The sequence below is a fragment of the Acinetobacter sp. WU_MDCI_Abxe161 genome, from assembly GCF_025514355.1.
Classification (GTDB): Bacteria; Pseudomonadota; Gammaproteobacteria; order Pseudomonadales; family Moraxellaceae; genus Acinetobacter; species Acinetobacter pittii_E.
The window spans coordinates 1-15,574 of record NZ_JAHPTU010000002.1 but is presented as its reverse complement, the minus strand read 5'-3'; the positions used below and the strand labels follow the sequence as shown (position 1 = coordinate 15,574).

7 protein-coding genes are annotated in these 15,574 nt (G+C 34.3%); 5 read left to right on the top strand and 2 right to left on the bottom strand.

Features of this window, described 5'->3' with window-relative positions:
* The first annotated feature begins 52 nt into the window (after window positions 1-52).
* The 3 genes from KTI78_RS01975 to KTI78_RS01965 all read left to right on the top strand — a co-directional run bounded on the left by KTI78_RS01975 (window position 53) and on the right by KTI78_RS01965 (window position 10,677).
* On the top strand, window positions 53-826 hold the full coding sequence (locus tag KTI78_RS01975) for a hypothetical protein (protein ID WP_224992470.1): 774 nt from the start codon (window positions 53-55) through the stop codon (window positions 824-826).
* Complete coding sequence (locus KTI78_RS01970) at window positions 823-1,809, top strand: hypothetical protein (protein ID WP_262445029.1); 987 nt, start codon at window positions 823-825, stop codon at window positions 1,807-1,809. The genes KTI78_RS01975 and KTI78_RS01970 overlap by 4 nt, the downstream gene beginning before the upstream one ends.
* A 201-nt stretch (window positions 1,810-2,010) precedes the next feature.
* Window positions 2,011-10,677, top strand: a complete 8,667-nt coding sequence (locus KTI78_RS01965; protein ID WP_262445028.1) for a putative Ig domain-containing protein — start codon at window positions 2,011-2,013, stop codon at window positions 10,675-10,677.
* Window positions 10,678-10,804: 127 nt separating this feature from the next.
* Here KTI78_RS01965 and trmB read toward each other — a convergent pair whose 3' ends face one another.
* Window positions 10,805-11,521, bottom strand: coding sequence for a tRNA (guanosine(46)-N7)-methyltransferase TrmB (gene trmB / locus KTI78_RS01960; RefSeq protein WP_016141670.1), 717 nt, complete (start codon window positions 11,519-11,521; stop codon window positions 10,805-10,807).
* Between the two features lie 145 nt (window positions 11,522-11,666).
* Here trmB and KTI78_RS01955 point away from each other — a divergent pair, with 145 nt between their 5' ends.
* Both KTI78_RS01955 and KTI78_RS01950 read left to right on the top strand, forming a co-directional pair.
* Window positions 11,667-14,105, top strand: coding sequence for an ExeM/NucH family extracellular endonuclease (locus KTI78_RS01955; protein ID WP_262445027.1), 2,439 nt, complete (start codon window positions 11,667-11,669; stop codon window positions 14,103-14,105).
* Window positions 14,106-14,312: 207 nt separating this feature from the next.
* Entirely contained in the window at window positions 14,313-14,924 is a 612-nt protein-coding gene (locus KTI78_RS01950; RefSeq protein WP_182003420.1) for a glutathione binding-like protein, read from the top strand.
* Between the two features lie 60 nt (window positions 14,925-14,984).
* Here the strand turns inward: KTI78_RS01950 and KTI78_RS01945 are convergent, their stop codons facing one another.
* The gene (locus tag KTI78_RS01945; RefSeq protein ID WP_016141667.1) at window positions 14,985-15,329 is read right to left on the bottom strand and encodes a hypothetical protein; all 345 of its coding nucleotides are present in this window, start codon (window positions 15,327-15,329) and stop codon (window positions 14,985-14,987) included.
* Window positions 15,330-15,574 lie beyond the last annotated feature (245 nt).

Sequence of the window (15,574 nt, the reverse complement as noted above, 5' to 3'; positions counted from 1 at the left end):
TTGTATATTAAGTGTTAAAATAATGTATTGAAAATGAAAATATAAATTCAAAATGTATCTTAATTTTACAATTGATGATCAAGATAAGATCATAGGGGAAGGCGTAATCCAAGTAGGGTGGTTTCTGGTAGATGATAAGTCTGCATTACTTTATGAACCACCTTATCGAATGCGCTCAAAGTCTGAAACCAAGCATGCTAAGTCAGCGAGTCGTTGTCCTGCAGTATTACAACTTGAAAGCCGCTACTTCGTGGTGAATTGTCCTTTTGATTTTCATTTAAGATTTGCACGAGATGCAAACGGAAAACCGACATTAGTTAATGTATTTGGTGACCAATCACCTGTTCGAGCCAATAAATTACGTGAGTTGCTAACGTTGGTAAATGAAAATGAATGGCGTACACCCAAAATACCAATTCTTCAACTTAAATTACCTTACTGTTTTATAGCTGATGAAGTTGTGTATTTAACTCAACTCGATGCATTTGGACATTACCGTAAAAATCCCTTACCTGGAACTATTTTTGGCGGGCGTTTTCCAATTCATATTTGGCCTAGACCATTAATGTGGGCGTTTGAATGGCACGATACATCAAAGGATTTAATATTAAAACGTGGGGAACCTTTATTTTATTGTCAGTTTGATGGTTTTGATCCATCACGAGCAGTTAAGTTAATTCAAGCAGAAAAAACTCCTGAGCTTATACATTATATTGAGCAAATATCTGGTGTTGTCAATTATATGAATCAGACATTTAGTTTGTTTGATGAAGTGGAGAAAATAAGGCCAAATAGGCTGCTTGAAAATAAAAGAGGTTATAAATGAAGAAATATAAAATATTTTTTTTTGCTATATTGGTGTTTTTCTTGATATTTAAATTTTTTAATAATAAATATCAGGAATATATAATTAATAGAAATGAAGAAAAAGGCTTTTGTACAAGTGAGAATAAGTATCTTACTGATGAAGAAAAGTTAAGAAACTTAAAAGCAGATTTTTTGGCTATAGAAATGGAACATTGGATTAGGGCCGGTCGTGAAGGATTTAATGTGTATGATAATGCAATGTATATTTCTAAATTTAATTTTAATAATAAGGGGGAAATTATTAAAGTAATAAGTACTGCAAAATTAGATAAAACATTCGAAGATAATATGGGGGTTGTAGCAGTGGCAACAATGCAGGAATATTATGATAATAAGGATTGTAAGAAAGATAAAAGAAGATGCAAAGATTTAAGTGAAAATAAGAATAATTTAAAAAGTTTATGGACAAAGGATAATCGTGTGGATATTGATTATTTGAAAAGCTTGCCAATAAATTATTCTGTAATAACTTATGGACGAACAATTTATCCACTTTCAAGTTTGAAGAAAATAAGTAACAGTAATTATAGTATAGAAGAATACTCTATTGATAAACTTTGTTGTGATAATAAAGAAATCCTTAAAACAATTAAAACAATTGATTTAAAAATGATAGGGAATATGAAAAGAATGAAAGAAGGTGAAAAAAATTATAGCGCCAAAGAACCTGATTTAAATTTGGATCAAATTGATGGTCAAAATGTTGATAATATTTATATTATGAAGTTATATGAAAATTTAGCACTTAATGAGCCAGAACAAATCCAAAGATATGGGGTGCGTATGAGTATAGCTTCTCTAAGAAAAGATATATATCCATTTATTAGGAGAATATTGGTAACTGCATGTGGTACTATTTCAGAAGAAGAGCAAGTATTTAACTCTAGTGAAACTCAAAGTGGTGAAGATGTTTCATTAAGAAAAAGAAATAAACTATATTAATTTAAATTTTTTAAATAGTATTTTGATAATATTATATTTATAAAATATATAGATGATTAGTTATGCCTTTGTGTTTTTTAATTTAAATAATTTTATATTTTTTTTGGTAAGGCTGGGGTATTGAAATGATCTTGTGAATTTATTTTTAATTTTTTAAGTAATATTTTTTTTAATATGATTATTTTTAGTTAAGGGGTATGTGTGAGTTCTATTATTAATATGTTTGAAATGATTAGTTATTATTTATATGGGCAGCGTACAAAACCAGAAAATTTACTTGATGATAAAATTATTTCTTCTGATCGTAATAACTTAGTAACTGAAGCCCATATAAATTCAATAGAATTTATGACCAGTGGAGCTGGACGTTATGTAGGTTTGGGTAATTTTACGGCAGTAAGAAAATTTTTAGCTGGTGAGTATGCTGATAAACTAATAATTGGAAAAATTTATAGTACAAGTGAACTTTTCGATGCACTTGGTCATGAAGGTTATCCTACTAATGAAAAAACTCAGCTTAGGGTTTTAAATTATGGTCTTGATACCAGTAGTATTGACTATATTGATAGATCTTATGTGTTTGGTTCAATGTCCTTTACCATTAATCCAGATGCTCAGTTTATTGTTGGAAAAGATGGATCTTTTCAAATTAAAAATATTTCGGTAATTCCTGTAGATGATAATTTTGATTATAAATCTGATAATAATGTTGCTAAATTAACGAACTTACTTACAGAAGGAGCTATTGATCCATATCATATAGGAAAGACAGTAAAAATGGTGTTTGATGAAAAAGAAAAATTGCAGAAAATTGATCTTGATAAAAGTGATTTACCGTTTCTAATAAAACAAGAGAATTATTTGCAAGATTTAATTACAGAAGCTAAAGATTATTCATCATCTTTACCTAATAATTTACCTATTCCAGATGCTGGAAAACTTTTAGAAGCATTAGAAACTTTAATTAATAATGATATTGTTAATTATGTAGATAATTCTGGACGTACAACCATTTATGGTTCAAGTGAACAAGATAATTTGAGCGATGGAGATTTAACGAATTTAGTTTTACAAAAATCAATTCTATTGAGTATAGCCAATTTACCTTCTTCATTAAGTCTCAATGCACAATTAGTTAACCTTATAAATTTGGCGAAGAGTTTATTAACTCAAAAAGGTATTTCTATTGTTTCTGGTGATGGGGAAGATTCACTTACTGGAACAAAATATTCTGATGTTTTATACGGTGGAAGTGATGATGATCTGTTAAATGGTGCTGAAAATAATGATTACCTCAATGGTGGCAAAGGCAATGATATTTTAGATGGCGGAAATGGTAATGATAACTTAATTGATGAAATAGGCAATGATACTTATATTTTTAATGGGAATTTTGGGCGCGATACTATCTATGATTTAGATGGTAATGGTCAAATAAAAATAGATGATATAGCTCTTTCAGTTGTAGAAAAAATTAATAATAAACTATGGAAAAGTGCTGACGGACAATACTCACTAGCTTTAGTCGAAGACTTTGATGGGGTAGCTACAACACAAAAAGTAGTCATTAGTAAAGAAAATGACAACAATAGTATTATTATAAAATATTTTAAAAATGGGGCATTAGGACTTAATTTCGGTGATTTAGAGAATAATAGTACTCCACCATCCAATACCTCGATTTATGCCTTTGGATCAGAGGGTAATAATATTATTTTTGGTGAACGTTATGTAGCAAGTTTTTCAGGAAATGACTTTATTCATTCAACCAATGAGGATGCTGTAATTATTGCTGGTGATGGTAATGATCTGATTTCTACAGGTGTTGGGAATGATGTTATTTACGCTGGAGTAGTTACTTCAGATCAAGATAGTAATATTGTATTTTCGGGTGGTGGTAGAGATCAGGTTTATGGAGGAGTTGGTAATGATATTATTATGACTTCAAACAGACTAAATGCTGTTAAAGATTCATTATTGAATCAAATGGGAGATGCAGATACAGGTCTCACAGACTTAGATAAAGAATATAATATTTTAAATTTTAATTTTGAAATTAATTTAGGTGATAATAATAGATTTTCACATTATACAAATAATAGTATAGGACAAATTACAGAGCAGATTCTACCCTCTTTTGATATTTATTATACAGGGAAAAATGGTAAGTATTATATTTATAATTTTTTAGAATCTTTAAATTACGGTCATGGCTATGCTGGTAGTGATATCGCTTATGGCGGTATAGGAAATGACATTATTTTGGGTTCATCTGATACAGACTTTTTATATGGTGAAGTGGGTGATGATGCTATCTATGGAATGGATGGTAAGGATTATTTATATGGGGGAGAAAATAAAGATATCTTATATGGTGGCGATGGTGCTGATCAAATTATTGGTGGGCAAGGGGATGATGAGCTTACTGGCGGGTTAGAGGGCGATGAACTCTACGGTGGTGATGGCGATGACATTATTCAAGCTGATTTAAATGATTCAATAGATACCTTAGCTCCGCCGGTTGAACCTAAGACTTATAGTCGTTTTGGTCATGATCTTGTTTATGGGGGGGCTGGAAAAGATCAAATTTGGGGGAATTTAGGAAGTGACGAAATTTATGGTGACGATGATGATGATCAAATCGCAGGAGATCATCCTAATCTAGCTGGGGATATACACGGCGATGACTATTTATATGGTGGGAATGGTAATGATCAAATTGTTGGTGATGGTGGAAAAGATACAATTCAAGGTGGAAATGGTAATGATTTAATATTCGGTGATAATAGTGAGTTAGATGGTAAATACCATGCTGAAGATAATATTGAGGGTAACGACGGAAATGACGAAATTTGGGGACAGGGAGGCAATGATACGATAAGTGGTGGTGATGGCGAAGATAGAATTTCAGGAGATGGCATTAATATAGATGTTCAATATCATGGAGATGATACTGTTAGTGGTGGTAATGGAAATGATTTGATTTGGGGAGAAGGAGGTTCAGACACTATATATGGCGGAGAGGGTGAAGATTATATAGAGGGTGATGAAACTAGTATAAATATTCAATATCATAAAGACGACTTGCTTTACGGTGGGGAAGGAAATGACACAATTTTTGGAGATGGTGGCAGAGATATAATATATGGCGGAAAAGATAACGATTATATTTATGGTGATAGTAATCAGATAGATATCCAATATCATAATAATGATACGTTATATGGTGATGCTGGGAATGATAATATTCGTGGTGATGGAGGTTCAGATATTATATATGGAGGAGACGGAGATGATTTCCTTGTAGGGGATGTGATTAATAACCGTGCATTTGATGGTGATGATCAGCTTTATGGCGGCAATGGAAAAGATAGTTTATCTGGTTTTGATGGTAATGATACTTTAGATGGTGGTGCTGGAGATGATATCATTTTTGGTGGTAAAGGTGATGATTATTTCATAAGTAATGAAGGAAATGATCAATTATCTGGGGGTGAAGGAAATGATATCTATCATATTCAAGTAAGAGATTCGGAAGTTAAAGTTTTAGATAGTTCTGGAGAGAATCACTATTATTTAAAAGGAAGTTTTAATCTTTCAAATATAAATATCTATTGGTATAACAATGCTGTTAGTATTATTAGCCCAACAACAAGTCAAGACCCTAATGCTGTTTTACCTCAATTTAAATTAACTTTCTTTGATGATCATGAAACTCAACCAACAGTTGATGGGGGAATTATCACAGATGAATATGGGAATAATGTTACGGGTGGTTATAATCAATATCTTCATTTTAGTAAGAGTATATACGATGAAAATTTAATTTTAAATAATACTATTCAAAATGATTATGTTATTCACCTCGATACTTATTTGAAAGAGCGTGCAGGGTTAAGTTATAAAATTTGGAATGGATCTTGGCATGGTATTCAAGGACTCTATTTAATTTTTACAAATAGTTATATTGACAATGATAACTTGATTTATCGCAACTCTGATTTAGGCGACCTTGTCGATATTCAACAAATTAGAAATAATGTTATTTCCAATGGGCAATATCAGGCAGATGAATATCACCTGCTCGGTGGAGATGATCAGTTAAGTGGCTCAGATATTGGTGATACGATTTATGGGGGAACAGGCAATGATACAATTAAAGGTCTTGAGGGTTCAGATCAGCTATTTGGAGATGAGGGAGATGACTGGTTAGATGGGAGTTATGAAAATGACTTTATTCATGGTGGAGAAGGAAACGATCAACTCTTTGGTGGTGATGGAGAAGACCAATTAGAAGGTGGTAATGGTGATGACGTTATTGATAGTGGAGAAGGAAATGACCAATTAATAGGAGGTACAGGTAATGATCGGTTACTAGGGGGAGACGGTAATGATCAGTTACAAGGTGGTGAGGGTGATGACTACTTGGAAGCTAGCAATGGAAATGACTTTATTGAAGGAGGTACAGGTAATGATCAACTTATTGGAGGTTCGGGGGAAGATTCACTATACGGTAATGATGGTGATGATCATTTATATGGTGGGGATGGTAATGATATTTTAAGTGGTGGACAAGGTAATAATATTTTAGAAGGAGGAAATGGAGAAGATGAATATGTATTTGATATATTAGGATATAACAATGTAATTAATGATACAGATGCAAGTGTATTAAGGTTTTTATCTGCAAGTTCAGAAAATATAAAGTTAGAGATTGTTGGTAATAATTTAAATATATTTTATGGGGTTGATTCAAGCGTCACTATTACTGATTTTATTTTGAATTATAATATAAAAGAAATACAATTTAGCGATACTGTATGGTATTCAGAAGATTTAAGCAAAAAAATAAATTTTCTTCATAATGGTAGTGATGAAAATGACATTATAGTCGGTAATCTTTATTTTAATAATACTGTATATTCAAAAAATGGTGATGATAAAATCTATGGTGGAAATGGTATTGATTATATATATGGGGGCAATGGCAATGATATTATTGTTGATCCAGGTAATATTGGATACCTTTATGGAGGTAACGGAGACGATAATTTAATAGGGAATAATAACAGTGAATTTTATGGCGGGGAGGGATATGACTCCTATCAAGTAAATGGAAAAAATGCTAAAATATTTGATTCAGATTTTAAAGGAAGTATTTATATTCATAATGCTTCTGATATCTATGAAAGCAATTTTGTACAAGAAAAAGCTAACATGGTTATTAGTCCTTTTATAAACTCTTTATCTGAATTTTCAAGTGATTATGATGGAGTTAAATATTATAACTATAATAAATATAGCGAAAGGATTTCAAGTATCTATTATGATTTTTCATTAGGTGAAATTCGACTATTAATTAGAGATCAATCACAAAAAGAAATTAAAGATATGGATTATAAGTTTTCAATTGGTGGAGTTTTTAATCCTAATGATATTGAAAATTTGAAAAATATGGATGTAGAAATTTCTGGTTTTAAATTTAATTTAGAACCTAATCCCTATGCTTTTAATAAAACAAAACTTTCTTTTGGTGATTTTATTTCACAGGGTGAAGTTATTTCAGAATATACTGCTTATAATGATATTATTTTAGGTTTAACTGATTATGTCGGTGGTGCTGGATCTGGAGATATTATCTATGCAGGTAATGGCAATGATCAAATAAATACTGGTTTAGGATCTAGTCAAGTTTATGCAGGAGAGGGGGATGATGTAATCATTACACCTGATGTCTTTGCAATTGACAAAATAAGTGGCGGAGCTGGTAATGATGTAATTTATACTTACGACCCTTTGTCTAATAATCAAATTAGTAATAGTCCCTATTTAAATATAAATTTAGCGCGTAATATCTATGATATTAAAGATGTTGTTTATGGTGGAGAGGGTGATGATTATATTTATTTAGGTAATCAAAAAACTGAAGCATATGGCGATAATGGTAATGATATTATTGTAAGTTATTCTCTTTCATCAAATATACAGTTTTTATATGGAGGAGATGGAAATGACACATTGAAGGCTGGAAATGGTGGAGCTTATTTAGATGGTGGAGCTGGGACAGATCATCTTGTGGGTGGCTCGGGTGATGATATCTTTATTGTGGATGAACAAGATACTTACGAAGAAAATGATCTAAATGGTGGTTACGATACAATTTATATTGCTAAAAATTTTGATCTTGCATTAAATAATTTTGAGGCTATTACATTATTGGGTAACCAGAATATTAATGCCTATGGAGATGAGTTTGATAATAAATTAATTGGCAATAGTGGCAATAACTATATTGACGGTCATGCAGGTAGTGACTATATGCAAGGGGGTATAGGTAATGACTATTATGTTGTTGATACAACCGAAACTATCGAAACTGATGAGAATGGTAATACTTACATTATAGAGGGTGACCAAGTTGTTGAAGATGTTGATGGTGGAATAGATACTCTTGAGCGTTGGGAAGATGCACGCTTTATAGGTCAAGATGAAAATGGAAACCCTGTTTTAACAGACAGTTATAAAATATTAGAAAATAACATCGAAAATCTTATTTTAAAAGGTAATGCTAAAACAGGATTTGGCAATGATCTTGATAACATTATTGTCGGAAATGAGCAGAATAATTATATTGATGGTTTAGTTGGAAATGATACTTATATTTTTAGTCGAGGTGGTGGTACAGATACCTATAGCTTTGAAGATAATATTGATGCTGTAAATATATTAAAAATTCAAGATTATTCAGCTAATGATGTATCTGCTCAAAAATATGGCGATAGTGTATATCTCAGTTTTAAAGGTACAAATGATCATATTTGGCTTTCAAATTATTATGCTGTAGATACCGAAGATACAACATATAGGATGGACCAGATTGTTTTTGACTCTGGCGAAATTTGGGGTGTTGATGATATTGACACATTAGTCAATAGAGCCTTAACAAATCATGCTCCAACTGTTAATGCAGCTATACCATTAATTACAAGTAATCAGGGAACTGAATTTAGCTATAAATTTGCTAATAATATTATTATTGATCAAGATAGCTGGGATTCTTTAAGTTACAAAATTACCTTAACGACTAAAGATAGTAGTGGGCAATATCAATCTATTCCATCATGGTTAAGTTTTGATACAGCAACACAAACTTTATCTGGTACTCCGCCTGCTAGTGTGACTGGTAACTTATCGTTCTTTTATTGGGGAACAGATATGTATGGTTACAGTACAGCAACTTCATTTAATTTAAAAGTTAGTCTGCCGAACCAAGCCCCAACATTGTTAAATGCAATTGCAGATCAAAGCGTGACGGATGCTAAAGCATTTAGTTATACAATTCCAACAACAACATTTAAAGATCCAGATGGCGATACATTAACGTATTCGGCTACCTTAGAAGATGGCTCTCCATTACCATCGTGGCTTAGCTTCAACCCAACTACAAGAGTGTTGAGTGGTACTTCACCTGATAATACAGTACCGTTAAATATTAAAATCACAGTAAAAGATATTGCTAACCAATCGGTTTCTGATGTGTTTAAGTTAACATTTATGGTGCAGAACCAGACTATAAATGGAACAAGTAATGCTGATACCTTATATGGGGCATCTGGTAATGACACAATAACAGGACAAGCTGGTAATGATATTCTTTATGGACAATCTGGCAATGATACTCTAAATGGTGGGGCTGGTAACGACACTATGTACGGCGGAAAAGGTGATGATATCTATATTATAGATAGTGCAACCGACATTGTTAGTGAAAGCCTTAATGAAGGTACAGATACTGTTCAAAGTAGTATTACTTATACATTAGCAAATAATGTGGAAAATCTTACATTAACTGGCACAACTGCAATCAACGGAACGGGAAATACACTGAATAACACCATAACAGGAAATAGTGCTATCAATACTCTAACAGGAGGCGCTGGTGATGACTATCTGGATGGTGGCGTAGGTGCAGATAAATTACTAGGTGGACTAGGCAATGATACCTATGTTGTTGATAATATAAGTGATGTAATTACTGAAAATGTTAATGAAGGTACTGATACTATACGAAGTTCAGTGTCTCTAACATTAAGTAATAATGTGGAAAATTTAATCCTGACAGGAACAAGTGCTATTAACGCTACGGGTAATACACTTAATAATGTATTGACTGGTAATAGTGCAATTAACACTTTAACAGCAGGTGCAGGTGATGATTATCTGGATGGAGGAGTTGGTGCTGATAAATTACTGGGCGGTATAGGTAATGATACTTATGTAATTGATAATTCAAGTGATACTGTTACAGAAAATGCTAGTGAAGGTATGGATACGGTTCTGAGTTCTATTACTTACACATTAGGCAGTAATTTGGAAAATTTAACTTTAACTGGTTCAACAGCCATCAATGCAACAGGTAATACATTAAATAATACACTTACAGGTAATAGTGGAGTAAATGCTTTAAATGGTGGAGCTGGTAATGACATTTTGGATGGGCAAGGAGGAAATGATCAACTTACCGGCGGAACGGGGGCTGATACCGCACTATATCAATTATTAGTTCAATCTGATGCTCTTGGTGGAAATGGTACAGATGTCTGGTCTGATTTCACTATGGGTAATACCACATCAAATACAAATGCAGACAAAATTGATATTGGCGATTTATTGATTGGTTATTCAGGAACTTATAATTTTACTAGTTTAGAACCATTTATCAAAACGGTTGTGAGTGGTTCAAATACACAGTTGTATATTGATAGGGATGGAGTAGGAACGACGTATAGCAGTTCATTGTTGTTAACATTGAATAATACAAACGCTAATTTAAATGATCTAATCAATAACCAACAAATTATTATTTAAAAATTAGGATGATAAGATCAAAAGTATTTTGGTCTTTATCTTAACTTTTTAAATAATTTCAAAACATTAAGGGCATTAAATATTGGTATTTAATACCCTTATTTTTTCGCTATCTGGTAGTCAAATTTTACTTAATCTTCTTAAAGATAAAGTCATTAATTTTATGACCTGACTCGATGCCACGGCGTTCGAACTTAGTCACTGGACGCCAATCTGGACGAGGGTAACTGTTGCCTTTACCCGCCAAGTTCTCAAGATCTGGACGGTTATCTAAAATATCAAGCATCCATTCAGCATACGGTTCCCAATCTGTTGCTGCGTGGAATGTGCCACCAAGCTCAAGTTTTTGTTCAACCAATTGCATACGCTCATGAATGACAAAACGGCGTTTGAAATGACGTTTCTTTTGCCAAGGGTCTGGGAAGTAAAGTTGTACACAGTTAATGCTGTTGTCTGGCATTTCACGTAAAACCTGAATTGCATCTGCATCAAGTACACGTAAGTTTTTAAGTTCCGCCATACCTGCTTCATAAAGACACTGAGCAATACCAGGTACGTGGACTTCAATACCTACATAGTTGCGCTCAGGGTTGGCTTTTGCCATAAGCACTAATGAACGACCCATACCAAAACCGATTTCAACAGTTAAAGGACGTTCTGGATGTTCGAAGTGTTGGCGTAAGTCACCAACAGGATATTCCAAAATTAAATCGCGATGTTGTTCTAATGCCGTGCGTTGAGACGTATTAAGTGGTGCTGAACGACGCATAAACGTCACAATTTCACGGTGTTCAGGCAAATTGTCTAAGTCTGCAATTTGCGTTTCTAACTGATCGATCGACATAACCTTGGCAATATTGAAATTCAAATGCGGTATTTTAAGTCTTCATGTGGTCAAGTCAAATGTTTCGGTGTTTTTCTTCATGTAGATGTCATGTTCAATATTTAATCTAAGAATCTATATAAATTTCAAATGAACATATTTACTCATGAAAACTTTTCAATTACGCACACTTTATGTGCTATTAGGGGCACTGGGTGCTTTTACCTATAGTCCTTGGGCACAAGCACAGCTCATGTTTAGTCAATATGTTGACGGCAGTAGTAACCGCAAAGGTTTGGAAATTTATAATCCAGACGGCACTACAGTTAATTTAGCCGACTATGAAATTCAACAATTTAATAATGGTGGTACAGCAAAGACAGTGGCTTTTCGTTTACAAGGCACACTCGCGAGTAAGCAGAAGTTTTTAGTGGGCCGCTCAGAGTTGCAAACTGAGCTTGGTAGTAAAGTAAATCAGGTCGCTGCGTTTTCTTTTAATGGGGATGATGCCGTTGTGCTTGTGTACAAAGGCACACCTGTAGATCGTTTTGGCCGCATTGGTGAACGCCCAGCTGCTGGATGGGGAACAGCCGTTTCAAGCCTCGGAAATAGTTTTAAGCGTATTGAAACAGAGAACCCAGCTTTAAGCATTGATGCAACTGCAGCATTTGATTTAGATCATTCATGGTCGGCTTGGACAAACCGAAATGACTTTTCAAATTTATCTGGCTCAACAACACAGCCACCTGTTGAAACAGTGAGTTGTTCAAGCCCCGATACACCAATTGCTGATTTAGCAACCGCAGCTCAAAATCAAACTTATACCGTACGTGGGGTGATTACTGCCGACTATCGTTATGCCAATGGTTTCTCAGGTTTTTATGTTCAAACACCTGATACGAAAGCACGTGCAAATGTCAGCAATGCCATTTTTGTTTATATTCCGAATAGTAGTGCCGTGAAAGGTGGGCAAGTTGGCGATGAAGTTATTTTGCGTGGTCGTTTAACGTCTTATCAAAGCCAATTACAATTAGATCAATTACAACAAGATATTCAAGCCTGTAATAGCAATATGGCAAATCAGGTTCAGCCGATTAGCCTCGAACTTCCGTTTGCTAGTTTAACGAGTGGCTCCCTTAATTCACCGCAGCGTTATCAAGGCATGTTGGTTAAATTACCTCAGACTTTAACGGTGAGCGAGAACTACAATTATGGTCGTTATGGTGAACTATCTTTAAGTCTAGGTCGCTTATATATTCCAACCAATTTATACCCAGCGTTATCTCCTGAAGCTAAAGCTCTAGCCCAGAAAAACTTACTGTCGAAAATTATTTTTGATGACGGCTATAACAATCAAAACCGTACTCCGTGGTTACCGACAAATTTTAGCGCTGCCAATACGCTACGTTCAGGTTATCAACTTAAAAATGCTGAAGGTATTTTGGAATACCGTTTTAATGGTTGGCGTGTGCAACCTGTACTTGGGCGCAATCAACCTGAAGTGATTACTCAAACAAACCCGCGTCAAAGTGTCATTACCAAAAATGCTAATCACATTCGCGTAGCTTCATTTAACGTTTTGAACTATGACAATGGTGCAACTGGTTTCCCGACAGAGCGCGGCGCAACGACACAAGCTGAGTTTGATAAACAGCACCGTAAAATTGTGAGTGCACTCAAAGCGATTGATGCCGATGTCTACGGTTTAATGGAAATTGCGAACAATGGTTATGGCCCGAACAGTGCAATTGCTCATTTAACGAGTGCTTTAGGTAGCGACTGGAAGTACGTCGTCCCTGAAAATCTAGATCGCTTAGGTAGTGATGCAATTGCGGTTGCTATTATTTATAACAGCAAGCGTGTTAAGCCTTTAAATAAACCTGTTGTGCTTGATTTAGGCGACAAGAACCGAACAACATTAGCGCAAAGTTTCCAAGCCGTTCGTGGCAATAAAACCTTTACTGTTATTCCAAACCACTTGAAATCGAAAAGCTGTAGCGGAGTTGAGGCTAACTCAAGTGATGCAGACCAGAAAGATGGTCAAGGTTGCTGGAACCCGACTCGTGTAAAAGCAGTTGATCAAATTGTGCAATGGCTCGCGAAAAATCCAACTCAAGTGCCTAAGCAAAATGCTTTACTTGTCGGGGATATGAACAGCTATGCAAAAGAAGAACCAATTTTGTCATTTGAAAAAGCGAACTACAAAGTTTTGCTAAATGACGCCAAGGTAGGGCAAGGGGCTCAGGCATATAGCTATGTTTTTGGTGTTGCAAGTGATGCCAATGGTAATGGTGGAGCAGGTAACTTAGACCATGCAATTGCAGATGCCTCTTTATATCCAAAAGTGGTAAGAACCTTTGCATGGCATATCAATGCAGATGAGCCAACAGCTTTAGACTACAACGAAGAATATAAAACTGATGAGCAAAAGACATTGTTCTATGGTGAAGATGCTTATCGTTCTTCAGATCATGACCCTGTAATTGTCGATCTAGATTTAAATGGAAAAGACTCAAGCCATCCTGATGATGATAAGAAAAACGGTATTTTTGATTTCTTAACTGAATTAATGAATTGGCTTAGTCAGCTTTTTAAGCGTAATTAACGGAAAAGTTGCGTGATGCAAATGTGTTTTATCATATTTTAAACAATCGTCACGCAAGACAACTTGCAAGGAATAAGTTTTTCAAGAATATTAGATGGTGTAAGTATTTTATAAGTTTACGCTTTTTTACAATTAAGGAATTGTGCAAACCTTGCAGGTTTTCTAGAAGCAATTTAAAACGTTAATATGAGATAACAAGGATCAGATATGAAATTATATTATTCGCCAGGCGCATGTTCTTTAGCTGCACATATTATTTTAAATGAAATTAATGTTGATTTTGACTTAGAACGAGTAGATTTAAAAACACATAAAACAGAAAAAGGCGCCGACTATTACGAAATTAATCCAAAGGGATATGTACCGGCATTAGAAATTAATCCGGGTTTAATGTTAACTGAAAATGTTGCGATTTTACCTTTCCTTGCTCAGCATGATCCTAAGCAGGATTTAATTCCGCCATCAGGGATGGGCCGTGCGAAAGTATTGGAATGGTTGGGATATTTGAACTCTGAATTACATGATGCTTATGCAGTCTTCTTTGGGGCGCCGTTAACCACTGATGAAAAAAACAAAGCTTATGCAGAAATTGATCGTCTTTTAAAATATATCGATAATTATTTGTCTGAATCTGATTACGATTATTTAGTAAATGATAATTTCGGTCCAGCAGATGCTTATCTATTTGTTTTAACAAATTGGTCAAACTCAATTGAGCATGATTTAACACCATATAAGCACATTATTGCATTACGTAATAAAGTTGCAGAACGTCAATCTGTACAAATTGCGATGCGTGATGAAGGTTTAATTTCATAATAGATTTTAAAGACATGAAAAAGCCCCTAATCAATAGGGGCTTTTTTATACTAAAGACGATTAGTGTTGAGCGTCTTTTTTCACTTCAGCAGCAGTATTTTCAACAGCTTGAGCTGTATCAGCAGTTGCCTTACGAGCTGTCGCTTCAGTTTGCGCAGCAGCATCAGCGGTTGCATCAGCAGCGTGGTCAGCAGCAGCATCAATTTTGTTTGAAGCGTTGTCTGTTGCAGTTGCAATATCATCAGCAGCTTTATCACCAGCAGACTTGATATCAGCACTTGCTTGTTGAGCAGCATTTTCTAAATGTTCACCTGTAGTCGCGCCAGTTTCTGGAGCTTTATCTTTATTACAACCAACAAGGGCAACAGTCGCAGCAAGACCTAAAGCAACAAGTAATTTATTCATTGTGTTTTTCCTTCTAATTCATGGCATCCAAATATGGATGTCTAAAATATAAACATAAAGTAAATGATTAATAAAGATCGAAAATTGTTAAGAAGTTGTAACTCTATTATTAAAAAAGCCTAGCATTTTGTAATGCTAGGCTTGAACTAAACCATAATGATTTGACCGATTTTACTGCCCAGAACGGATGATGTAATCAAACGCAGAGAGTGATGCTTTGGCGCCTTCACCTGTGGCAATAATGA

Bases quoted from the DNA above. Each gene is read 5' to 3' on its own strand.
- KTI78_RS01945 (WP_016141667.1), bottom strand. From the start codon at position 15,329: ATGAATAAATTACTTGTTGCTTTAGGTCTTGCTGCGACTGTTGCCCTT.
- trmB (WP_016141670.1), bottom strand. From the start codon at position 11,521: ATGTCGATCGATCAGTTAGAAACGCAAATTGCAGACTTAGACAATTTG.
- KTI78_RS01950 (WP_182003420.1), top strand. From the start codon at position 14,313: ATGAAATTATATTATTCGCCAGGCGCATGTTCTTTAGCTGCACATATT.
- KTI78_RS01970 (WP_262445029.1), top strand. From the start codon at position 823: ATGAAGAAATATAAAATATTTTTTTTTGCTATATTGGTGTTTTTCTTG.
- KTI78_RS01955 (WP_262445027.1), top strand. From the start codon at position 11,667: ATGAAAACTTTTCAATTACGCACACTTTATGTGCTATTAGGGGCACTG.
- KTI78_RS01975 (WP_224992470.1), top strand. From the start codon at position 53: ATGTATCTTAATTTTACAATTGATGATCAAGATAAGATCATAGGGGAA.